General features: G+C 73.4%; 22 protein-coding genes. 15 read left to right on the top strand and 7 right to left on the bottom strand.

What is annotated here, in order from left to right; all coding sequences use genetic code 11:
* The first annotated feature begins 19 nt into the window (after window positions 1-19).
* Window positions 20-937 carry a diacylglycerol kinase family protein gene (locus ABZS66_RS30745; RefSeq protein WP_354763719.1) on the top strand — a complete coding sequence of 306 codons (918 nt, stop codon included), beginning with the start codon at window positions 20-22 and terminating at the stop codon, window positions 935-937.
* Here ABZS66_RS30745 and ABZS66_RS30740 read toward each other — a convergent pair.
* From ABZS66_RS30740 to ABZS66_RS30725, 4 genes are all read right to left on the bottom strand, one after another.
* The gene (locus tag ABZS66_RS30740) at window positions 931-1335 is read right to left on the bottom strand and encodes a VOC family protein (RefSeq protein WP_354763717.1); all 405 of its coding nucleotides are present in this window, start codon (window positions 1333-1335) and stop codon (window positions 931-933) included. The two genes, ABZS66_RS30745 and ABZS66_RS30740, sit on opposite strands and share 7 nt — an antisense overlap.
* Window positions 1336-1388: 53 nt before the next feature.
* Window positions 1389-2324 carry a LysR family transcriptional regulator gene (locus tag ABZS66_RS30735; RefSeq protein WP_354763715.1) on the bottom strand — a complete coding sequence of 312 codons (936 nt, stop codon included), beginning with the start codon at window positions 2322-2324 and terminating at the stop codon, window positions 1389-1391.
* A 12-nt stretch (window positions 2325-2336) separates the two neighbouring features.
* The gene (locus ABZS66_RS30730) at window positions 2337-2609 is read right to left on the bottom strand and encodes a hypothetical protein (RefSeq protein WP_354763713.1); all 273 of its coding nucleotides are present in this window, start codon (window positions 2607-2609) and stop codon (window positions 2337-2339) included.
* A gap of 95 nt (window positions 2610-2704) precedes the next feature.
* Complete coding sequence (locus ABZS66_RS30725; protein WP_354763711.1) at window positions 2705-4141, bottom strand: glycoside hydrolase family 76 protein; 1437 nt, start codon at window positions 4139-4141, stop codon at window positions 2705-2707.
* A gap of 149 nt (window positions 4142-4290) precedes the next feature.
* Here ABZS66_RS30725 and ABZS66_RS30720 point away from each other — a divergent pair, with 149 nt between their 5' ends.
* Together ABZS66_RS30720 and ABZS66_RS30715 are read left to right on the top strand one after the other, a co-directional pair.
* The gene (locus ABZS66_RS30720) at window positions 4291-4950 is read left to right on the top strand and encodes a M50 family metallopeptidase (protein ID WP_354763709.1); all 660 of its coding nucleotides are present in this window, start codon (window positions 4291-4293) and stop codon (window positions 4948-4950) included.
* Window positions 4951-5001: 51 nt separating this feature from the next.
* Window positions 5002-5739 (top strand): hypothetical protein, encoded by a 738-nt coding sequence (locus ABZS66_RS30715; RefSeq protein WP_354763707.1) that lies wholly within the window; start codon window positions 5002-5004, stop codon window positions 5737-5739.
* 55 nt (window positions 5740-5794) lie between these two features.
* On the opposite strand, the gene ABZS66_RS30710 is transcribed toward ABZS66_RS30715, so the two are convergent.
* Window positions 5795-6205 carry a VOC family protein gene (locus ABZS66_RS30710; RefSeq protein ID WP_354763705.1) on the bottom strand — a complete coding sequence of 137 codons (411 nt, stop codon included), beginning with the start codon at window positions 6203-6205 and terminating at the stop codon, window positions 5795-5797.
* A gap of 11 nt (window positions 6206-6216) precedes the next feature.
* Entirely contained in the window at window positions 6217-6636 is a 420-nt protein-coding gene (locus tag ABZS66_RS30705; RefSeq protein ID WP_354763703.1) for a helix-turn-helix transcriptional regulator, read from the bottom strand.
* A gap of 160 nt (window positions 6637-6796) precedes the next feature.
* Between ABZS66_RS30705 and ABZS66_RS30700 the strand changes: the two genes are divergently transcribed.
* From ABZS66_RS30700 to ABZS66_RS30690, 3 genes are read left to right on the top strand one after another with little or no spacing between them, the layout of a single operon-like run.
* Entirely contained in the window at window positions 6797-7588 is a 792-nt protein-coding gene (locus tag ABZS66_RS30700; RefSeq protein WP_354763701.1) for an ABC transporter ATP-binding protein, read from the top strand.
* The gene (locus tag ABZS66_RS30695; protein ID WP_354763699.1) at window positions 7585-8601 is read left to right on the top strand and encodes an aliphatic sulfonate ABC transporter substrate-binding protein; all 1017 of its coding nucleotides are present in this window, start codon (window positions 7585-7587) and stop codon (window positions 8599-8601) included. The genes ABZS66_RS30700 and ABZS66_RS30695 overlap by 4 nt, the downstream gene beginning before the upstream one ends.
* Window positions 8598-9341 (top strand): ABC transporter permease, encoded by a 744-nt coding sequence (locus ABZS66_RS30690; RefSeq protein ID WP_354763697.1) that lies wholly within the window; start codon window positions 8598-8600, stop codon window positions 9339-9341. Before ABZS66_RS30695 ends, ABZS66_RS30690 begins: the two co-directional genes overlap by 4 nt.
* Before the next feature lies 1 nt (window position 9342).
* Here the strand turns inward: ABZS66_RS30690 and ABZS66_RS30685 are convergent, their stop codons facing one another.
* Window positions 9343-10815, bottom strand: coding sequence for an ankyrin repeat domain-containing protein (locus tag ABZS66_RS30685; protein ID WP_354763695.1), 1473 nt, complete (start codon window positions 10813-10815; stop codon window positions 9343-9345).
* A gap of 243 nt (window positions 10816-11058) precedes the next feature.
* Here ABZS66_RS30685 and ABZS66_RS30680 point away from each other — a divergent pair, with 243 nt between their 5' ends.
* The 9 genes from ABZS66_RS30680 to ABZS66_RS30640 all read left to right on the top strand — a co-directional run.
* The gene (locus ABZS66_RS30680; RefSeq protein ID WP_354763693.1) at window positions 11059-12063 is read left to right on the top strand and encodes an ABC transporter substrate-binding protein; all 1005 of its coding nucleotides are present in this window, start codon (window positions 11059-11061) and stop codon (window positions 12061-12063) included.
* The gene (locus tag ABZS66_RS30675; RefSeq protein ID WP_354763691.1) at window positions 12063-13091 is read left to right on the top strand and encodes an iron ABC transporter permease; all 1029 of its coding nucleotides are present in this window, start codon (window positions 12063-12065) and stop codon (window positions 13089-13091) included. The genes ABZS66_RS30680 and ABZS66_RS30675 overlap by 1 nt, the downstream gene beginning before the upstream one ends.
* A 4-nt stretch (window positions 13092-13095) precedes the next feature.
* Window positions 13096-14139 (top strand): iron chelate uptake ABC transporter family permease subunit, encoded by a 1044-nt coding sequence (locus ABZS66_RS30670; RefSeq protein WP_354763689.1) that lies wholly within the window; start codon window positions 13096-13098, stop codon window positions 14137-14139.
* The gene (locus ABZS66_RS30665; RefSeq protein WP_354763687.1) at window positions 14136-14909 is read left to right on the top strand and encodes an ABC transporter ATP-binding protein; all 774 of its coding nucleotides are present in this window, start codon (window positions 14136-14138) and stop codon (window positions 14907-14909) included. Before ABZS66_RS30670 ends, ABZS66_RS30665 begins: the two co-directional genes overlap by 4 nt.
* A gap of 934 nt (window positions 14910-15843) precedes the next feature.
* On the top strand, window positions 15844-17259 hold the full coding sequence (locus tag ABZS66_RS30660) for a hypothetical protein (RefSeq protein WP_354763685.1): 1416 nt from the start codon (window positions 15844-15846) through the stop codon (window positions 17257-17259).
* A gap of 16 nt (window positions 17260-17275) precedes the next feature.
* Entirely contained in the window at window positions 17276-17713 is a 438-nt protein-coding gene (locus tag ABZS66_RS30655; RefSeq protein ID WP_354763683.1) for a hypothetical protein, read from the top strand.
* Between the two features lie 20 nt (window positions 17714-17733).
* Complete coding sequence (locus tag ABZS66_RS30650) at window positions 17734-18723, top strand: FHA domain-containing protein (protein ID WP_354763682.1); 990 nt, start codon at window positions 17734-17736, stop codon at window positions 18721-18723.
* 20 nt (window positions 18724-18743) lie between these two features.
* On the top strand, window positions 18744-19535 hold the full coding sequence (locus tag ABZS66_RS30645; RefSeq protein WP_354763681.1) for a protein kinase: 792 nt from the start codon (window positions 18744-18746) through the stop codon (window positions 19533-19535).
* Window positions 19532-21375, top strand: a 1844-nt coding sequence (locus tag ABZS66_RS30640; RefSeq protein WP_354763680.1) for a cation:proton antiporter, incomplete at its 3' end; no start/stop codon positions are given. The genes ABZS66_RS30645 and ABZS66_RS30640, both read left to right, overlap by 4 nt.

Below are 21375 nucleotides of genomic sequence, written 5' to 3'. Positions count from 1 at the left end.
TGGCGGTACGCTCGGGTCGGTGCGGACGAAGCAGGAGCTGACCGAGGACATCCGGCGGGACCGGCGCGCCGTGCTGGTGGTCAACACCCGGGCGCGGCGGGGACGGCAGCTGTACGGCGAGGCGCGGTCACGGCTCGTCGCGGCCGGCTTCTCGATCGAGACCGCCGACGGCGGCGGCCTGGAGGAGCGGCTGCACGCCGCGGTCGAGGGCGGGGCGGACCTCGTCGTCGCCGGCGGCGGGGACGGCACGATCAGCACCGCGGCGCGGGTGCTCGCCCATCGGGACGTGGCGCTCGGCCTGCTGCCGCTCGGCACGACCAACAACTTCGCGCGCACCGTCGGCATCCCCCTCGACCTCGACGCGGCCGTCCGCACGCTGGCCGACGGTACGGTGATCGACGTCGATCTCGGCCTCGCCGGGGACGTGCCGTTCACCAACCACATCGGGGTCGGGCTGTCGGCCCAGGTGATGCTGTCCGCGCCCCGGCGGCTGAAGCGGGTGGTCGGGCGGCTCGCCTACCCGGTCACCGCCGCGGGCCTGCTGGCCCGGCACCGCCCGCTACGGGTCGTGGCGCGCACCGACGGGCGGCGCCACGAGTTCCACACGCATCAGGTGTACGTCGCGAACGGCGGCTTCCACGCCGGCCGCCCCATCACCGCCGACGCGCACGCCGACGACCGGCTGCTCATCGCCTACCCGGTCGGCGGCCCCAGCCGCTGGCAGCTCGTGCGCGACACGGCCCGCAACGCGGCCACCGGCCACCTGCGCACCCTCGGCGACGAGCCGTTCGTGGCCACCGACGAGCTGTGGCTGGAGACCGACCGGCCGGCGCCCGTCGAGGTGGACGGCGAACCGCGGGGCCGGACCCCGCTGCGCATCGGCCTGGCCCCGAACGCCCTGCGCATCATGGCCCCGCCCGGCACGCCGGATCACTGAAGCGGTGACCGGTCCGCGAATCGCTGGAGTGGTGACCGGTCGCCGATGAGCCAGCGGTGGCCGAAGGGGTCGACGAACCCGCCCTGGCGGTGCCGGCCCCACAGCGTCTGATGGTCACGAACCGGGTCGTGGTAGTTCGCCCCGGCCGCCGCGGCCCGGTCGAGCAGCGCGTCGGGATCGTCCACGAAGACCTCGACCCGCACGGTCGTGGTGCCGAGGACGGCCGGACTCTCCCAGCCGTTCCGCTCCGGCTCGGCAAGGAAGAAGGGCGCCCCTTGTACCTCCAGGCCGACGACCGATCCGAGGCTCCACAGTTCGGTCGCGCCGAGCGCCTGCTGGTACCACGCGGAGGCGGCCCCCGCGTCCGGCACCGCCAGCATGAGCGAGATGACGGTCACGGCTTGGACGATACGCCGCCGACGACGGCGAAGGTGTCCACCGCGGATCTCTCCTACGACGGCGTCGTCGCCCAGGACGGGCGCCAGGCCGGGCCCGGCAGCGGCGGCAGCGCTGCCAGGTGGTCGATGATCGCGGCCAGGCCGGGGTGTGCGTTCTCGCTGCGCACGAGCAGCGAGAGCGGGTACGCGAGCGTCGGGTTCACGATCGGGATGCGGCGCAGGTCGTGCTCCGGTGGCCAGAGGTACCGGTCGCGGGCGCCGACGAGGGTCGCCACGTCGGCAGCGCCGGCGAGGGCGTCGAGGAGCACCTCGTTGCCGAAGTTCGGGCCGGCCGCGTCGACGCGGAGGCCGAAGGCCGTGGCGAGCTGGTCGTAGAACTCGGCCCACTCGCTGCGGGGGGCGATGCCCGGCACCCAGATGCGGTGCCGGGCCAGCTGCTCCGGCGTCACGGCCCGCGCGGAGGCGAGCGGATGGCCCGGGCCGACGAGCAGCTCCAGCGGCGAGTCGAAGGCGTGGAGCATCCGTACGCCGGGTGGCAGCGCGGCCGGATCTGTGACGGTGCGGAACGCGGCGTCGACCTCACCCGCCTGGACGGCGGCGACCACGACCTGGGGATCATTGACCTTGAGCGTCACCACGTCGAGGTCGGTCCCGGGATGCGCGCGCCAGTAGTCGTGCAGCACGACGGCCTGCGCGCTGCGCAGGCCGAGGACGTCGATCCGCAGGCTCCGGGAGCCGGGCCGGATCGCGGCGACCCCGCGCTCGGCGGCCGCGACGATGCTCTGGGCGTGCGGGAGGAATGCCTGGCCGTCGGTCGTCAGCTCGACCCCTCGGGCGGTCCGGTTGAACAGCCGGACCGCCAGTTCGCGCTCCAGCGCGGCGATGCGCTTCGAGACCGCCTGCTGCGTCACGCCCAGCTCGTCGGCCACCTGCTGCAGCTGTCCGAGCTCGGCCGCCAGGACGAACGACCGCACCGCTTCCGTGTTCATCGAACCGGCAGCCTAACGGTCGCCGCCGAGGAGGGTCCCGAGGTAGATCAGCGCGCCGGCCGCGGCGACGACGGAGCCGGCCAGCACGAGGGCCCCGTAGGCCGCGTCGCGCCGGTCGGCGGCGAAGGCGAACGAGCCCGCGACGGCCAGGAACGCGATGGCGCTGGCGAGCACGCCACCGGTCAGGAGGAGGTGGCCGGCGTGGTAGATCACCCGGCCGACGGCCCGCGCCCTCACCCGTTCCCCGGGGGTCCGCTGCAGCAGCACGGTTCGCAGCGTACTCACGCGAAGGGTGTCACCGCAGGGCGATCCCCATCGCGCCCGGCTTGGTGCAGGCCGTGCCGGGCCGAAGCAGACCGGGCCTGCCGTTCCCGTAGGCCCTACGGGGCGGCATTGAGCAGGTCGACCGCGCTGTGCTGGCAGCTGTGGTCGGTCGGGACGAACGGGCCGGCCCAGTGGCTGCCGTACGAGTCGAGCCGGTCGCGGTCGTTGGCGTAGGCGGTGTCGGCGTTGCGCCTCAGGTAGGCGTCGTAGGCACCGCCCGTCGCCGCGTTCAGCGCGCCCAGGCCGCGCACCGCCGCGCCCTTGAAGGAGACGCCGTCGCCGGCGCAGGTGTTGCTCTCGTTGGGCTCGCGCAGGATGCCGTTCGGGCTGAGGTACGTGCTGGAGGTCAGTGCGTCGCCGATGCGCCGGGCGGTGGCGAGCGCGGCGGCGTCGCCGGTCAGGCGGTTGAGCTGCACGAGCGCGTTGATGAGCGCACCCTGGTTGTACGTCCACGTGACGTCGCCGTTGTTGCGGCACGTGCTCAGGTTCACGCCGTCGTTGACGAGGTTCGACGCGTTGAGCATGCCGGTGCCCTGGAACCAGGCCCAGCCGGCCTGGGCTCGGCCGCGGTACACCGTGTCGCCCGGGACCCGCTGGGCGAGCGCGGCGTTGAGCTGGATGTAGAGGCTGTTGGCGATGGCGTTCTTGACGGTCCGGTCGGTGCGCCAGTACACGCCGCCGCCGCACCGCGTGTCCCAGTAGGCGAACATGTGGTCGGCGTCGGCCCGGGCGGTGTTCAGGTAGCGGCTGTTCCCGGTGACGTCGTAGGCGGCGACCCAGGCCAGGCCCCACCAGCCGGTGTCGTCGAGGTACTCGTTGCGGAACTGGCCGAGCCGGGCGTTCAGCTGTTTGTCGTAGGTGGTCGCGATCGCGTAGTCGTAGCTGCGCATCCCGCTGCGCCGGATGTTGTCGACCACCGCGGTCAGCGCGTTGGCGCTTGTCCACCAGGCGTTACCGTCGAAGAGCCCGGTGCTCCTGTCGTACCGCATCATGAGCGCGGTCGCCGCCGCGGTCCGCCGGTCCCAGGCGTTCCAGGTGCTGCGCGCCCACGCCGTGCACACCAGCTCGGGCCGGTCGCCGGCCCTGCCGCAGGCCCGCAGCGCGCCGACGCCGCGGTTGGTCCAGTCGTCGACGTTGTACATCAGGGTGCGTCTCGTGCGGGCGCCGGCCGGGACGGCGGTGGCGCCGAGGCGGCTGTCGACCCAGGTGCGGCCGCCGTCGAACGAGCGGTCGAGCCAGACCTCGTCGCCCGGACTGCCGTTCTCGACCACGCCCCAGGCCATGGCGTCGGTGTCGTCGACGTGCAGCGTGAACCGCCGCCCGTACAGGGTCGCCGCGACGGCGGTGCGGTCGGCGGGGGCGAGGGCCGGGTCGCGGCCGTCGCAGTACCGGTTGCAGATGTCGGCGGCCGCCCGCGCCGGCGTGGGCGGCTGGACGAGGACGGCGCCCGTCGCGGCGAGGGCGAGCACGGCGAGCCGAAGGACGATGGACATGGCCCCTCCGGAGGGTGGTGCGTCGACGGAGGGCCGCCATCCGATTCGCCGACTGGTCTTCCGGTAAGAAAACCCCAAGAATCGACTGACGTCAACATGTACCGAATCATCCGATGGAATCCGGCTGGCGCCCGCATAACGTCCGGCGCGTGGAACCCTCACAGCTCGTCGTGATCGGCGCCGGCCTGACCGCCTTCGCGGTCTCGGTCGTCGTGTGGCCGGTCGTGCACGTCCTCATCACGCTCGCCCACGAGGGCGGCCACGCCATGGCGGTGTCGCTGATGGGCGGCTCGGTGAAGTCGCTGAAGGCCCTGCGACCGCAGGGCGGCGTGACGACCTTCACCGGCCTCGGCCCGCTCGGCCGCTTCGTGACCGCGCTGGCCGGCTACGTGGGTCCGTCCGCCTTCGGCCTCGCCGGCGCATATCTGCTGTCCCGCGGCCAGGTCCGCACGGTGCTGTGGATCAGCGTCGTGCTGCTCCTGATGGCCCTGTTCGCCGCCGGCAGCTTCTACACCCGCTTCGCGATCATCGCCATCGGCGCGGTCATCGTCATGGTCATGCGCAAAGCGTCGGACGGCCAGGAGGCGTTCTTCGCGTACACCTGGATCTGGTTCCTGCTCTTCGGCGGCTTCATCCACGTCCTGGCGTTCCAGAACCTCCGCCACGCCGGCCCGGACAAGTCCTCGGACGCCTACGTGCTGCGTCAGCTGACCTTCCTGCCGGCGTCGCTGTGGTCGGGCCTGTTCTGGCTGGCCAGCCTGACGGCCCTGGTCTACGGCGGCGGCATCCTCCTCGGCTACTACCGGTAGCGGCCGCCGGCGGGACCCCGGAACCCGGCCGACGGTCACTAGATTGCTGTCGTGCGTAAGCTGATATTGCCGCTGTCGGTGGGCGGGCTGGTATTCAACGCCGCTCTCCTCGCCGCGCTGTACAGTCCCGGCGTCTCGTTCGCCCCGGCGGTCTTCTGGGTGCCGTTCATCCCGGCGGCGCTGATCTTCGGCTCCGCGCTCCTCGTCATCAGCGGAGGCCGGCGAGGCTCACTGCAGTGGGACCGGCTCTGGGGCGCGCTCGTCGCGCTGCCGCGCTGGGCCCAGGCCGGGCTGGTGCTGCTGTTCGCCGCCACCGCCGCGCGCATGCTGGCCTCGCAGGTCGGCCCGCAGGACGAGCTCACCTTCAGCCGCATGTTCGCCGGCAACGCGCTGTGGATCACCGCGGTGGGAACGGCGCTGCACTACGGCATGCGACGGGGGCGGGAGCGGGAGCCGAGCCGCAGGTCGAACCGGATCGCGTTTGCGGCCTTCGCCGTCGTCGGCGTGGCGCTGGCCGCCGCGATGTTCGTGCTCGGCCGCGACCCGATCTACGACGAGCGGGCGACGCACGACAGGCTGACGGCACAGTTCGGCGGCGCCGAGTGGCATTCGCACCTGGTCGCGGCGAACACCCAGCACGGTGCGTTCGCCGTCTACCTCGACACCCGCGACGCCACGGTCCAGGCCGACGCCTGCACCGATCTCAGACCACTCGCCGCCGAACTGGGGCGCGTCCCCTCCCTGTACTACGCCGCCGACGGCCACGGCCGGTTCAGCCGCACCTGCTGACGAATCCATCGGAAGTGGATGGGCCGGCAGTATGCCCATCTCGGGGAACGCCCGGCTACTGCTTGGGCTTCTGGTTGAACCGCAGCATGTTGCCCGCGGGGTCGCGGAAGGCGCAGTCGCGCAGGCCGTAGGGCTGGTCCATCGGCTCCTGGAGCACCTCGGCGCCGCTGGTCATGAGCCTGTCGAACAGCGCGTCGACGTCGTCGGTCTGGAAGACCAGCCCGGACAGCGACCCCTTGGCGAGCAGCGCCTTGATCGAGTCGGCGTCCTCCGGCGACCGGGCGACACCGGCCGACTGCAGGACGATGCCGAGCTCGGGCTGCGCCTTCGGGCCGACGGTCAGCCAGCGCGCGCCCTCCATCGCGACGTCCTGGCGAACCTCGAAGCCGAGCGCGTCGCGGTAGAACGCGAGCGCGGCGTCGTGGTCGTCGACCTCCAGGAAGGTGTACGTGAGTGTCAGCTCCATGCCACGGAACGCTACCCGGCCGGGTTGACCTGCGCTTCTTTGTTCCTGCTCGGGCGGGTGACGAGCTTGGCCCAGCACGCCGGGATCGGGGCGAGGTCGCTGTGGTTGCGGGCCCGGTAGGCGCTCGGGCTCTCCCCCACCAGCTCGGTGAACCGGGTGCTGAACGAGCCGAGCGAGGTGGCGCCGACCGCCATGCAGACCTCGGTCACCGACAGGTCGCCGCGGCGCAGGAGGGCCTTGGCGCGCTCGATCCGGCGGGTCATCAGGTACGAGTAGGGGGTCTCGCCGTAGACGGCGCGGAACTGGCGGGCGAAGTGGGCCGGGGACATGAGCGCGGCGCGGGCCATCGCGGGCACGTCGAGCGGCTGCGCGTAGTCGCGGTCGATCAGGTCGCGGGCGCGGCGCAGGTGCTTGAGGTCCTCCGGCGTCACCCCGCCAGCATCGCACAACCCCCTCCACCTGCGAAGGAACGGGCCACCCCCGAGGTGCGGCCGGTCCGTTTCGGTTACGCAGGGTTCGCAAGCGGGTGCGGATCGTCGTGGCATCGATCACCTATTAAGTAGATCGAGTTTATATGTAATATGTGCGCTCGTGACCGTCGCACCCCCCGTGACGACCGCGGTCCCCGTGGGGCTGCGCGGCGTCGGCAAGGCCTGGGCCGACCACGTCGTGCTCCGCGACGTGGACCTGGAGCTCACCGCCGGGCAGGTCGTCGCCATCCTCGGCGCGTCCGGCAGCGGCAAGTCGACGCTGCTGCGGCTGGTCGCCGGGCTCGACGCGCCGACCGCCGGGGCGGTCACCGTCGACGGGCGGCCGGTGCGGGGCATCGAGGCGCGGTGTGCGGTGATGTTCCAGGAGCCGCGGCTGCTGCCCTGGCGCACGCTCGCCGGCAACGTCGCCTACGGGCTGCCGCGCGGTACCACCCGCGCGGAGGCCGGCGCTGAGGTGGAACGGCTGCTCGACGTGGTCGGCCTGGCCGACTTCGCCCGCCACCGGCCGCGGCAGGTGTCCGGCGGCATGGCCCAGCGCACCGCCCTGGCCCGGGCGCTCGCCCGGCACCCCGGCGTGCTCCTGCTCGACGAGCCCCTCGCCGCCCTCGACGCCCTGACCCGGCTGCGGATGCAGGACCTCGTGGACCGCGTGCAGCGCCGGGCGGGCACCACCGTGCTGCTGGTGACCCACGATGTCGACGAGGCGCTGCGCCTGGCCGACCGGGTGGTCCTGCTGGGCAGCGAGCCCGGCCGGCCCGGCGCCACCGTCGTCCACGCCGTCGACGTGCCCGGCGCCCGGCCCCGCGACCGGGGTGACGCCGTCCTCGCCGCGATGCGCGCCGATCTGCTCGGTCGGCTCGGAGTACCACAGAATCTGGAGGAGTCTCGATGAAGCGTGTCCTGCTCGGGATCGCCCTGGCGGCCGCGGCGCTGCTGGCCACCGGCTGCGTCGAGGGCGAGAACAGCAGCCCCGCACCCGCGGCGGCGGCGAGCGGCGGCGACGCGCCGGGCGAGCTGCGCCTCGACTACGCGTACTACAACCCGGCGAGCCTCGTCCTGCGCGAGCAGAAGTGGCTGGAGCAGGAGCTCGCCGCGAAGGGCACCAAGGTGACCTGGGTGCTGTCGGCCGGCAGCAACAAGGCGAACGAGTCGCTGCGGGCCAACGCCGTCGACTTCGGCTCGACCGCGGGCGCGGCCGCGCTGCTCGCCCGGGCCAACGCCACGCCGATCAAGGTGGTCACCCTCTACAGCCAGCCGGAGTGGGCCGCGATCGTCGTCGCCAAGAACTCCACGATCACCTCCGTCGCGCAGCTCAAGGGCAGGAAGGTGGCCGCGACGAAGGGTACCGACCCGTACTTCTTCCTGCTCCAGTCGCTCAAGGAGGTGGGCCTGACGTCGAAGGACGTCGAGGTGGTCAACCTCCAGCACGCCGACGGGAAGGCGGCGCTGGAGCGCGGCGACGTCGACGCCTGGGCCGGCCTCGACCCGATCATGGCGCAGACCCAGGTCGACAGCGGCTCGAAGCTGATCTACCGCAACAAGGCGTTCAACTCCTACGGCACGCTCAACGCCCGCGAGGACTTCCTGGCGAAGTACCCGGCCACGACCCAGCTCGTCGTCAACGCCTACGAGAAGGCGAAGGCGTGGATCGCGGCCAACCCGGACCAAGCCGTGGAGCTGCTCGCCCGCGAGTCGAAGGTGTCCCCCGCCGTCGCGAAGCTGGTGCTCACCGAGCGCACCACGCTCGACCTGGACCCGGTGCCGGGCGACGCCCAGCGGACGGTGCTCCAGACGATCCTGCCGGTGCTCGTCGCCGACGGGAACATCAAGTCGGCCCAGGACGGCCAGGCCGCGCTCGACACCCTGTTCGAGCCGAGGTTCGCCCAGGCCCGGACCAAGCCGTGACGTCGACCGTCCGGCGGCTGCTGGCCGGCGCGGTCGTCCCGGTCCTGCTGGTGGCGGCCTGGCAGGCCGCCACCGCGAGCGGGGTCTGGTCGGCGAGCCAGCTCCCGCCGCCGGCCGACGTGCTCGCCGCGCTGCGGGAGCTGGCCACCCGCGGCGAGCTGGGCCACCACGTCGCGATCAGCGTCCAGCGGGTGCTCATCGGCTTCGCCTTCGGCTCGGCCGCCGGTCTCGCCCTCGGCGGCCTGGTCGGCCTGTCGCGGCCGGCGCGGGCGCTGCTGAGCCCGACCGTCCAGGCGCTGCGGGCGGTGCCGTCGCTGGCCTGGGTACCGCTGCTGCTGCTCTGGCTCGGCATCGACGAGACGCCGAAGATCGTGCTGGTCGCGATCGGCGCGTTCTTCCCGGTGTACACCACGGTCGCCGCCGCGCTGTCCCAGGTCGACCCGCACCTGGTGGAGGTCGGCCGCGCCTACGGCCGCTCGGGCGTGGCCCTGCTGACCACCGTGCTGTTCCCGGCGGCCACCCCGGCGGTGGTCTCGGGCCTGCGCCTCGGCCTGGCCCAGAGCTGGCTGTTCCTGGTGGCGGCGGAGCTGATCGCGTCGTCGATGGGCCTGGGCTTCCTGCTCATCGACAGCCAGAACACCGGACGCACCGACGTGATGCTGCTGGCGATCCTGCTGCTGGCCCTGATCGGCAAGCTCACCGACTCGCTGCTCGCCCTCGCCGAGCGCGCCATCCGCTGACCTACCGACGGGCCTCCTCCTCCAGCAGGGCGGCGGTCGCGGGCCGGCCCAGGTGGCGGGCCCAGTCCAGGGGCGTGGCGGCGAAGCGGCGGTCGCGGGCGTCCGGGTCGGCGCCGAGGGCCAGCAGGCGGCGGGTCAGCTCCACGTCGCCCGCGCCCGCGGCGTGGTGCAGCGCCGTCTCCCACGGCTCCTCGACCGGGGCGTCCGCGCGACCCAGGGCGTTGACGTCGAAGCCCAGCTCCACCAGCAGCTCCACGGTCGGCGGCGACGAGTGGGCCGCGGCCCAGACGACCAGGCCCGGGCGGGTCGCGCGGGCCCGCGCCACGACGTCCGGGTGCTCGGCGCGCAGCGCCTGCACCGCCGGGCGGTCGGCGCGGAAGGCGGCCGCGATCAGATCCTGGACCGGGTCCGGCGGTGGGGCGGGAGCGCCGTGCTCGACGAGGAGCTCGGCGATCTCCGCGTGGCCGTACAGGCGGGCCAGTTCGAGCGGGGTCCGGCCGTCGCCGGGCGCCCAGGCCGGGCCGGCGGCCGTGAACGGCGACCGGACGTCGACGCCGTGCGACGCCAGGAGCCGCACCTTCGCGATCTGGTCGTGCTCGACCGCCCAGCGGAGCTGGGTGCGCAGCAGCTCGTCCGGGGGCGGGATCGCCCCGCCCACCCGGGAGCGCCAGGTGCCGCGACCGGGCGAGCCCAAGCCGTGGGCGAGGAGCAGCTCCAGGTGATCGGTCGTGGGCAGGAACATGGTGTTGTAGAGGCCCTGCGCGTCGTTCGGGTCGGCGCCCGCGCGCAGCAGCAGGCCGGCCAGCGGGTGCCAGTGCGGGTGCCGCGGCTGGCGCGCCGGGCCCAGCTCGCCGTTGCCGAGCACGCCGGTGAGCGCGGTGAACGGGAACGTCAGCCCGGCGAAGAGGTGGCCCTCGTCCGGGTCGGCGCCGGCGGCGAGGAGCTGCCGGGCGACGGCGAGCACGTCCGCCTCGGCGGGTGCCGGGTCGACGCGGGAGTAGGTGAGGTACAGCAGGGGCCGCCACCCGAACGGTCCGCCCCGCGCCCCCGCGAGTCCGGGGTCGCGGTCGAGCAGCCGGGCGACGTCCGCGGGGCGGGCGGCGGCCGACGCCGCCCAGATGTGGTCCGCGGTCAGCAGGCGACCCGCGGCGCTCCATCGGTCGGGACCGTCGTCGCTGGTGTACGTCAGGCAGGCCAGCCGGCAGAACTCGTCCGCGGGGAGGGCGGCGGGCGACGCCGCGGTCCGGCTGTCCCAGCCGTGTGACGCGACCGTGTCGAGGTACCGCCGCAGCCGCGGCCAGCTCGCGAACCCCTGCTCGCGGGCCACGACGAGCTGCGCCGCCGTGAGCGCGAAGTCGGCGGGGTCGGCCGGCGCGCCGGCGGGGTGGTGGGCGGCGACCCGGGCGATCGCGTCGGGATCGCCTGCGCGCACCGCGCGCTGCAGGGCTCGGGCCGCTCGGCGGAAGTCAGGCACGGTGGCCTCCTCTCGTTCACGCCTGCTGTCCGCTGGGTCAGGCCGAAAGGAGGGTGAGGCCTCAGGTTTGTCGCGCACCGGGTGGGCTGTGCCCATTTCCGCGGACCGGCGGCTGCCCGGACAGCCACCCGCACTGTACCGCCGATCAGGTCACTGTTTGATCTCGACTGTTGACCAAACAGGGAGTCGTCAGCTTAGCCTAACCTAACTCCTCGTCACTGACTGAAATGGAAATCAGTTCATATGCGTGTCTGGCGTTCGATCGTCGCCGTTGCGGCCCTCAGTGCCGTCCTTGCCGGATGTGGTTCCGAGGACTCGCCCTCGTCCGGCCCGAGCGCATCCGGCCCCTGGAAGTTCACCGACGGGTCGGGCAAGGTCGTCACCGCCGACAAGGTCCCCACCCGGATCATCGCCCACGCCGGCGAGGCGGCCGCCCTGATGTCCTTCGGGATCAAGCCGGTCGGCATCTACGCCGACGAGTCGGTCAAGACCGACTCCAACCTCAAGGACCTCGACCTCAGCGGGATCGAGATCCTCGGTGAGGAGTGGGGCAAGATCGACGTCGAGAAGGCCGCCTCGCTGCGGCCCGACCTCATCGTCGCCGACTGGTGGCCGGCCGAGAAGGCCAACAGCGGCCTCGAGGAGGGCGTCGACGAGAAGAGCAAGAAGCTCAAGGACCTCGCCCCGATCGTCGGCATCAGCCAGGGCAAGTCGATCCTGGAGCTCGCCGAGGGGTACGAGGACCTCGCCGAGAGCCTCGGCGCCAAGGTCGACGACCCGAAGATCGCGGCCAACAAGCAGCGCTTCGAGCAGTCCCTCGCCAAGTTCAAGGAGGCCGTCGCGGCCAAGCCCGGCCTGACCGTCGGCGCGATGTCGCCGGCCGACGACAAGGTGTACTTCGCCAACCCGGAGTACGCGCCGGAGCTGCTCGACTTCCAGCGCTGGGGCCTCAAGGTGATCAACCCGGACAGCCCGGACCCGGCGTTCCCGTACTGGGAGAACCTCAGCTGGGAGAACGCCGACAAGTACCAGCCCGACCTGATCCTGTGGGACGGCCGCTCCTACACCGCCTCGGCCAACGCCGAGTGGGGCCAGAAGCAGCCCACCTGGTTCAAGATCAAGGCGGCCAAGGCCGGCGCCGTCGTCGCATGGCCGGCGTACTGGCTGCACACCTACGGCCACTTCGCGACCGAGCTGGACAAGCTCACCGAGGCCGTGAAGAGCGCCGACCCCAACATCGGGAACTGATGAACCGGACCGCTCACGCGGTGCGGCGAGGCGCGGCCCTCGGGCCGGGCCTCGCCGTGCTGTGTGCCGTGCTCGCCGTCGTCGCGTTCCTCAGCGTCACCCAGGGCTCCCGCGACATCAGCCTGTCCGAGGTGCTGCACGCCCTGGGCGGCGTGGACGACGACGGCTCCATCAACAGCACCGTCACGCTGGAGCTGCGCGTCCCCCGGACCCTGCTCGGCATCCTGGTCGGCGCCGCCCTCGGCGTCGCCGGCGCCATCCTGCAGGGCGTCACCCGCAACCCGCTCGCCGACACCGGCATCATGGGCATCAACGCCGGCGCGGCCGTCCTGGTCGTGTTCGCCGTCACCGTCCTCGGCGTCCACGGCATCGGCGTGTCGATCTGGTTCGCGTTCGCCGGCGCCATCCTCGCCACCGTGCTCGTCTACGCGATCGCGTCGCTCGGCCGCGAGGGGGCCACGCCGGTCAAGCTCGCGCTCGCCGGCGCCGCCGTCACCGCCGGGCTGACCTCGGTCACCACCGGCATCGTGATGACCAACATCGACGCCCTCAACGAGCTGCGGTTCTGGCAGGTCGGCTCGCTCGCCGGCCGCTACGCGCCGGTGCTCACCGGCGTCGCGCCGTTCCTCATCGTCGCGCTGCTCGCGTCGCTCGGCTTCGGTCGCGCCCTCAACGGGCTCGCCCTCGGCGAGGACGTCGCCCGCGGCCTCGGCCAGCGGGTCGGGCGCACCCGCGCGGCCGCGTTCGTCGTCGTGGCGGTGCTCGCCGGGGCGGCCACCGCCGCCTGCGGGCCGATCGTCTTCGTGGGCCTGGTCGTGCCGCACCTCGCCCGCCTCATCTGCGGCCCCGACTACCGCTGGATCCTGCCGTACTCCATGCTCCTCGCGCCGATCGTGCTGCTGCTGTGCGACGTGGTCGGCCGGGTGGTCGCCGCGCCCGACGAACTGCAGGTCGGCGTGGTGCTCGGGGTGCTCGGGGCGCCCGCCTTCGTCGCGGTCGTCCGCTACGGCAAGCTCTCGGAGGTGTGAACCGATGACCGCCACCCTCGAGACCGTCCGCGCACTGCGCTCGGACCGGCGGCGCCGCAGCACCCGCTTCGCGGTGGTCACCGGCGGGCTCGCCGCCGCCGTGGTCACCCTCTTCGTCGTCACGATGATGGTCGGCAGCTTCCGGCTCACCGCCGGCGAGGTCATCACGTCGGTGCTGCACCTGGCCGACAACCCGAGCGTCGACTTCGTCGTGCGCGAGCTGCGGCTGCCGACCGCCGTGTCCGGCCTGACCGTCGGGCTGGCCCTGGGCGCCTCCGGCACCATCTTCCAGCAGTTGCTGCGCAACCCGCTCGCCTCGCCCGACTTCGTCGGCATCACCTCCGGCGCCGGGCTCGCGGCCGTCACCGGCATCGTGGTACTCCAGGCCGGCGGGCTGGCGATCACCGGCTTCGCGCTCGGCGGGGCGATCGTCGCGGCCACGCTCATGTACGTGCTCGCCTGGCGCGACGGCGTCACGGGGTACCGCTTCATCCTCATCGGCATCGGCGTGGCCGTCTTCTTCGACGGGCTCACCGGCTACGTCCTGACCCGGGCGCAGCTGTTCGAGGCCCGGCAGGCGATCCACTGGCTGACCGGCTCGGTGGGCCAGGCCAGCGGCCCGGAGCTGCGCCTGCTGATCATCGCGCTGCTGGTGCTGCTGCCGCTGGCGGTCGTACTGCAGCGCGGGCTGCGGGCACTGGAGCTCGGCGACGACACCGCCCGCGCGCTCGGCTCGCGCACCGAGCTCCACCGCGCCGGCCTGCTCGCCACGGCCGTGGCGCTGATCGCGATGGCGGTCGCGGTGGCCGGCCCGATCATCTTCGTCGCGCTCGTCGCCGGCCCCGTCGCGAACCGGCTGCTGGGCCCGGCAACCGGCGGCATCGTCCCGGCCGCGCTGACCGGCGCGGCCCTGCTGCTCGGCGCCGACCTCGTCGCCGTGCACCTGCTCCCGACCGCACTACCGACCGGCGTGGTCACCGGCGCGGTCGGCGCACCGTACCTCCTGTGGCTGCTGGCCACCACAAACCGGCAAGGAGCAGGTGGATGACCCGGCTGAGCGCTGAGAACCTGACCCTCGGCTACGACGACCGCACCGTCGTCGCGGGCCTCGACGTCACCGTGCTGGAGGGCAAGGTCACCGCCATCGTGGGAGCCAACGCCTGCGGCAAGTCCACGCTCCTGCGCGGGCTCGCCCGGCTGCTGCGGCCGCGTGAGGGCACGGTGTACCTCGACGGCCGGCAGATGGCATCGTTGAGCACGCTCGACGTCGCGAAGGTGCTCGGGCTGCTGCCCCAGACCCCGGTGGCGCCCGACGGCATCACCGTGGCCGACCTCGTCTCGCGGGGCCGGTACCCGCACCAGGGCTGGTTCCGCCGCTGGACCGACGCCGACGACGACGCGGTCGCCCGCGCGCTGGACGCGACCGGCACCGCCGAGCTCATCGACCGCCCGCTGCGGCAGCTGTCGGGCGGCCAGCGGCAGCGGGTCTGGGTGGCGATGGCCCTGGCCCAGGACACCGACCTGCTGCTGCTCGACGAGCCGACGACGTACCTCGACATCAACCACCAGGTCGAGCTCCTCCGCCTGCTCCGCAAGCTCAACGCCGCGTCGGGCAAGACGATCGTGATCGTGATGCACGACCTGAACCTCGCCTGCCGGTACTGCGACCACATCATCGCGATGGCCGACGGCAGCATCGTGGCGGAGGGCGCCCCGACGGACGTGGTGACGGCGGAGCTGATCGAGAAGGTGTTCGGCCTGAGCTGCGTCGTGGTCCCGGACCCGGTGGCCGGAACCCCGATCATCGTGCCTGCGTAGGCGCGCCCACCCCGGACGGCCGTGCGGTGCTCGCTGAAGCGGCGCTGAGCCGTCCGGGCAGCCGCCGCACCAGCGGCCTCCTGGACGGTGGTCGCGGCGAGCGCCGCGCCGGCGGGCCCGGGGCAGACCTGACCACCCACGACCATGATCACGAAGGGTTGTCGCCGACGTCGACCATGATCCCGAAGACTTTTGGTCGCCCAAGCGGCAAGAACTCTTCGGGATCATGGCCAATCTGCCCGCAGCACAGCCCGCGGGACGGCTCGGGCGACAACAACCTTTCGCGATCATGGATCGCCGGCGGCCGGCGTCCTCCGGATGTGAGCCGCGACGGCGACGCGCCGCCGCGGCCGACTGCCGGCAGCCTGCGGGCAAGTGGGCGGCAGCCCGCTGTCGGCGAACGGGAGAAGCCAGGCTGCGCGCGGGCGCGCAGCCTGCAGTTGCGCGGAGGCCACGCAGGCGCGCGAAGGCCCGCAGGTGGGCGGCGGGCGCGCGAAGGCCCGCGGGCGTGTGCAGGCCCGCAGGCGCGCGGAGGCCACAGGCGCGTACAGGGCCGCAGGAGCGCAGAGGCCACGCAGGCGCGCGAAGGCCCGCAGGTGCGGGGCAGCCGGCGGGTGTGCGGAGGCCCACAGGTGCGCGGAGGTCCGCAGGTAGGGCCCAAGCGCTCGCCCGGGAGGCCTGGCGACCGCGTGACTCGGCAGCTCGTTGGCCTCGACGGCCGGCAGCCGCGGGGCGGCGCCCCTCGAAGTGCGAGTGTCGGCGAGCGGTCACTGTCCTCATTGTGTATTGCCCGGCGATCTCCCGGTGTGCTACCCGTATTGGCACATAAAATCGGGGGATTCAAATGGATCTTGGTGAGCTCACGCCCGAGCTGACTGGCTCTGCCGTGTGGTCCGACGGCATGGTGGCCGCGGCCGGCATTCCCGTGCATGACGTGCCGTTTGTGACCGTCGGTGGCGGGATCGGCTCGTTCGTGACCGTCGACTACCTGCGGATCGCGGGCGTGCCGCCCGAACAGATCCGGGTGCTGTCCAACATCGACCATCCGTGGCAGACCTACCAGTACCTTACCCGGGTCTCCCAGATCCCCGAGCCGGAGCGGATCCGCTCGGACTCGTCGTCGCGGCCGGACAACATCTGGGGCTTCCCGTCGTACGCGCTGGCCGAGGCCTGGCGGGACCGCACCCTGCGGCCGCTGGTGCACGTGCTCGGCGAGCCGGTCTTCTCCGACTACTGGACCCCGCGGGCCGGTGACGTCTTCGCCGGGCTGCGGCGGGAGTCCGCGCGGATCGGGTACGACGCGATGGTCGCCAAGGGTGTCGTGCGCATGGTGCGCAAGCGGGACCAGGGCGGGTACTTCACCGTGCTCACCCCGCCGGACGGCCCCACCAGGCGGGTCGCCTACCGGTCGCGGTTCGTGCACCTCGCCGTCGGCTACCCGGGGCTGCGGTTCCTGCCCGACCTCCAGAAGTTCCGCGAGGAGCACGGCGACTTCGAGCACGTGGTGAACGCCTACGAGCCGCACGAGCACGTCTACGAGTTCCTCAAGACGCGGCCGGGCACGGTGCTGGTGCGCGGCGGAGGGATCGTCGCCTCCCGGGTGCTGCAGCGGCTCATGGACGACCGGGCGAAGCACGGGCTGCAGACGCAGATCGAGCACCTCTTCCGCACGTACGTCACCGGCGCGCACGGCCCGCACCTGTGGGCCCGGCGCAGGGGCGGCGACGGCTTCGCCTACCAGGGCTTCAACTACCCGAAGTCGGTCTGGGGCGGGCAGCTCAAGGCCCGCATGCGCCGGCTGGAGGGTCCGGAGCGCGCCGCCGCGTACAAGGGCATGGGCGGCACCAACACGCCGAAGCGGCGACGCTGGCAGCAGCAGATGCGGGAGGGCCGGACCGCCGGCTGGTACCGCGCCGCGCAGGGCACCGTCGAGAAGGTCTGGCCCGACACCGACGGCAGGCTGGTCAGCGTCGTCGCCGGTGAGCAGGGCTTCCGGGAGATCCGGGCCGACTACGTCATCGACTGCACCGGCCTGGAGGCCGACATCGCCGAGCACCGCGTGCTGGCCGACCTCCTGGAGCACGGCGGCGCCGGGCGCAACCCGCTGGGCCGGCTCGACGTCGAGCGGCACTTCGAGGTGCGCGGCACCGCCAGCGGCGACGGTGCGCTCTACGCCTCCGGCACGACCACGCTCGGCGGCTACTTCCCCGGCGTCGACACGTTCCTGGGCCTGCAGATCGCCGCCCAGGAGATCGCCGACGACCTGGCCCGGCGCGGCTGGTGCCGGCGCATCGGACCGATCCGCTCCACGGTGCAGTGGTGGCGCTGGGCGCTCGGCCGCCCGATCTGAGACGGAGAACCCACCAATGGTCCCCATCCTGTCGGGTCGCCTCCAGACCCGGATCTTCCTGCTGGCCGTCGTCGGCTCGGCCGTGACGGCGCTCATCGTCCCCCTGCTGCCGGGCGACGGGCCGCTGTCGGAGCGGTACCGCACGGCGTTCCTGGTGCTCGCCGCCGTCGCCGTCCTCGGCATCGGCTGGGAGCTGCTCTACCACTTCCTCATGCAGTTCCGCTGGGAGAAGGACTGGCCGTCGCTGTTCGGCCTGCTGACCGGCGTGCCGGAGGCCGTGGTGCTGTGGCTGCTGCTGCGCGCCGGCGCCGTGCCGGGCATCGCCGCCGCGCCGCCGCTGACGGCGTTCGTCCTCCAGTTCGCGGCGGTGTGGCTCGCCGTCTGGCTGGTCGGCAACGGGCCGATGCGGGTGCCGTTCCTGCGGTGGCGGTTCCGGGGCGGGCGGTTGACGTGACGGATCCCACGGTACTGCCGATGCCCGGTCCCGGACTGGTGACCCGGGCGGGTGCCCTGCTCGCGGTCGCCGAGCCGGCCGGCGCCGAGGAGCTGCTGACCCTCGTGCAGCGGATCGCGGCCGACGGCGGCGACGGGTCGGACCTCGTCCGCCGGGTCGCGGAGCTGTTCCCGGCCGGCGAGCTCAGCTGCGCGGTGGCCGGCCCGACCGCGGACGGAGACCTGGCGGTCCTGGTCTGCGGCCACGCGACCGCGGAGGTCGACGGCCGCCACGAGCAGGTCCGCCTGACCGGCCCGGGCCCCGCCGCGCGGGTTGTCGCCGGGCCCGTCACGGCGGTACAGCTGCGGCTGCCCGAGGCCGGTGCGCCCCATCCGCTCGCCCGGCTCGACGCCGGGGTCGTCGGCGCGGCCGGGTTGAGCGTGCGGTTCGGCGCCGCGCCGCAGCCACCGGACGAGGCACCGAAACCGTTCCAGGCGGTGCTGCTCGTGCCCGGCTTCGCGCCGCCGCTCGCGCCGGCCGAGCCGGTCGCCGACACGGAGGTGCTCGTCGAGGGGGTCGACTGCAAGAACGGTCACTTCAACGACCCGGCGCTGCGGTACTGCCAACGCTGCGGCATCGCCATGCATCAGCTGACGCTCGTGAGCCGGCTCGGGCCCCGGCCGCCGCTCGGCGTGCTGCTGCTCGACAACGGCATGACGCTGCGGGCCGACGCCGACTACGTCGTCGGCCGGGACCCGGGCCGCGACCCCGACGTCGCCGCCGGCCGGGCCCGCCCGCTGCGCATCGCCGACTCCTACGGCGGCATCTCCCGCCGGCACCTGCGCGTCAAGCTGTCCGGCTGGACCGTGCGGGTGGTCGACCTCGGCTCGGCCAACGGCACCTACGTGCAGGGCCCCGGCGCCGACGAGGCGCCGCGCGTCCCGGCCGGTGGGGCCGTGGAGGTCCGGCCCGGCGCGAAGATCATCTTTGGCCGCCGGTGGCTGCGCTACGAGTCGCACCGCAATCCGTGAGCGAGAGGGGTCAGTCCGCCGTGCAGGGAATCGCCGACTACGAGTTCATCCGGCCGCTCGGCGCCGGCAACCACGGGCAGTTCTACCTCGCGCGCCGCCCGGCCCGGCTGCCGGTCGACGTGGAGTTCGTCGCCGTCAAGGTGCTGTCGGCCGAGTCGAGCGACGCCGCGTTCCGCCGGGCCGTGCGGGAGCTGACCGCGTTCAGCGCGGTGGCGTCGCCGTACCTGGTCAGCCCGTTCGACGCCGGCCAGCAGGACGGCACGTTCTACTACTCGATGGAGTACCTGCCGGACGGCTCGCTCGCGAGCCCGGCCGCGCCGGTCTCCCCCGCCGCCGCGCTGCGGGCCGTGGCCGACGCCGCCCGCGCGGTCGCCGACCTGCACGCCGCCGGCATCGTCCACCGCGACGTCAAGCCGGGCAACGTGCTGCTGCACCCCGGCGGCGGGAAGCTGTCCGACCTCGGCCTCGCCCAGGTCTTCACCGAGGGCGTGACGATCACCGGCATGGGCGCGCTCGACACGGTCGAGTACGTCGACCCGGCGGTGCTCATGGGCGGCCGGCCGGTGCCCGCCGCCGACGTGTGGTCGCTCGGCGTGCTGCTGCACCGGGTGGTGAGCGGCACCGGCGTCTACGGCGACCTGCCGGACGGCGACGGCCTGCTCGCCCTGCGCCGGGTCCTCGCGGCGACGCCCCAGGTCAGCGGCGCACTGCCCGAACCGCTCGCCGGCATCGTCCGGGCCTGCCTCGGCCCGGCCGGCGAACGCCCGTCCGCCGCGGCGGTCGCCACGCTGCTGTCCGGGGCGACCCGATGAGCGCGCACGCCGTCGGTCAGCTCATGCTGGGCCTCGCCTGCATCATCGTGCTGGCCCGGGTGCTCGGCCTGGCCGCCCGCAAGCTCGGCCAGCCGCCGGTCATCGGCGAGATCCTGGCCGGCGTCCTGCTGGGCCCCACGCTGTTCGGCACCGAGGTCAGCGGCTGGCTGTTCCCGACCGAGGTGCGCACCGCCCTGGCCGGGCTGGCCAACGTCGGCCTGGTGCTGTTCATGTTCATCGTCGGCTACGAGGTGGACCTGGCCGCCGTGCGGGGCCGGCGCCGGGCCGCGGTGTCGGTGTCGGTCGGCTCCGTCGTGCTGCCGCTCGGCCTCGGCATCGGGCTCGCCGTCTGGCTGGCCGGGCACCACGACGTCACCGACGTGGCGCCGTTCGCGCTGTTCCTGGGCGCGGCGATGTCGGTGACCGCGTTCCCGGTGCTGGCCCGCATCCTGGCCGACCGGGGCATGCTGCGCACCGAGGTCGGCGGGCTCGCGCTGGCCAGCGGTGCCGTCGACGACGTCGTGGCGTGGACCCTGCTCGCCGGCGTCGTCGCGCTCGGCGCCGGCGGCGGGGAGGTGCCCTGGCAGGTGCTGCTCGCGCTGCCGTACGTGCTGGTGATGTTCCTGGTCGTCCGCCCGCTCCTGCGGCGGCTCGTCACCGCCCGCGACCGGGCCGGCCGGCTCACGCCCGACATCCTCGCCGTAATGCTCATCGGGCTGCTGCTGTCGTGCTGGTTCACCGAGGCGATCGGCGTGCACGCCATCTTCGGCGCGTTCCTGTTCGGCGCGGTCATGCCCCGCGCCGGCGGCGAGACCCTGCGCCACGAGACCCTCGAACGCCTCGAACAGCTCAGCGTGCTGGTCCTGCTGCCGGTGTTCTTCGTCATCGCCGGCCTGCGCGTCGACCTGTCCACCGTGGATGGCCGCGGGCTGCTCGACCTCGCGCTCATCCTGGTCGTCGCCATCACCGGCAAGTTCCTCGGCGCCTACGCCGGGGCGCGGCTCAACCGGATCGACGCCCGCCGCTCCGGCGCCCTCGCGACGCTGATGAACACCCGCGGCCTGACCGAGATCGTGATCCTCACCGTCGGCCTGCAACTGGGGATCCTGCCCGCCGACCTGTTCTCGCTGATGGTCGTGATGGCGCTCGTCACCACGGCGATGGCCGGCCCGCTGCTCGCGGTCGTCTATCCGCGCCGGCTGGTCGAGCAGGATGCCGCCGACCTGCGGAAGGCGGCTCTCGGTGTACCGGAGGCATACCGCGTCCTGGTCGTCGTCCCGCCGGGGACGGCGGCGGCAGCCGTGGTCGAGCTCGCGACCGACCTCGCCGTGCGGCGCGTGCCGTCCGAGGTGCTGCTCAGCCGGGTCGTGCCCTACGAGCAGACGCGCATCGAGGTCGGCTCCGGGCTGTCCGGCGACCTGCTCGCGATGACCGCGTCGATGGCCGAGCTGCACCGGCTGGCCGGGCCGGTCCGCGAGCGGGGGCCGGCGGCGCCGGTGTTCGCCCGGTTCAGCGCCGACCCGGCGGCCGAGGTCCGGGCCCAGATCGACGTCGCCCGCCCCGACACGGTCGTGCTCGGCGGCGACCACCCCGAGCTGGCCGGCGCCGGTCCCCGGCTGGTGACGGTGATCGCGCCGCCGCCGGCCGGCTGGGACACGGTCGTGGTCCGGGCCGGCGACGACGCCGACGGCGAGGCCGCGGTGCGCGTCGGCGCCGACCTCGCGGCCGCCCACGACGCGATGCTGGTGGTCGACGCCGGTCCGCGCCCGCCGCGCCGTATCGTCACGGTGCTCGACGAGCTCGGCGCAGCTGGCGCCGGAGATAAGCGATGTCCGCGGTC

The organism is Dactylosporangium sp. NPDC005572, from assembly GCF_040605515.1.
Lineage (GTDB): Bacteria > Actinomycetota > Actinomycetes > Mycobacteriales > Micromonosporaceae > Dactylosporangium.
The sequence above is the reverse complement of the archived record's forward strand: the minus strand, read 5'-3'. Positions and strand labels throughout refer to the sequence as shown.

Bases quoted from the DNA above. Each gene is read 5' to 3' on its own strand.
- ABZS66_RS30735 (WP_354763715.1), bottom strand. From the start codon at position 2,324: ATGAACACGGAAGCGGTGCGGTCGTTCGTCCTGGCGGCCGAGCTCGGA.
- ABZS66_RS30725 (WP_354763711.1), bottom strand. From the start codon at position 4,141: ATGTCCATCGTCCTTCGGCTCGCCGTGCTCGCCCTCGCCGCGACGGGC.
- ABZS66_RS30710 (WP_354763705.1), bottom strand. From the start codon at position 6,205: ATGGAGCTGACACTCACGTACACCTTCCTGGAGGTCGACGACCACGAC.
- ABZS66_RS30695 (WP_354763699.1), top strand. From the start codon at position 7,585: ATGAAGCGTGTCCTGCTCGGGATCGCCCTGGCGGCCGCGGCGCTGCTG.
- ABZS66_RS30680 (WP_354763693.1), top strand. From the start codon at position 11,059: ATGCGTGTCTGGCGTTCGATCGTCGCCGTTGCGGCCCTCAGTGCCGTC.
- ABZS66_RS30675 (WP_354763691.1), top strand. From the start codon at position 12,063: ATGAACCGGACCGCTCACGCGGTGCGGCGAGGCGCGGCCCTCGGGCCG.
- ABZS66_RS30670 (WP_354763689.1), top strand. From the start codon at position 13,096: ATGACCGCCACCCTCGAGACCGTCCGCGCACTGCGCTCGGACCGGCGG.
- ABZS66_RS30665 (WP_354763687.1), top strand. From the start codon at position 14,136: ATGACCCGGCTGAGCGCTGAGAACCTGACCCTCGGCTACGACGACCGC.
- ABZS66_RS30655 (WP_354763683.1), top strand. From the start codon at position 17,276: ATGGTCCCCATCCTGTCGGGTCGCCTCCAGACCCGGATCTTCCTGCTG.
- ABZS66_RS30650 (WP_354763682.1), top strand. From the start codon at position 17,734: ATGCCCGGTCCCGGACTGGTGACCCGGGCGGGTGCCCTGCTCGCGGTC.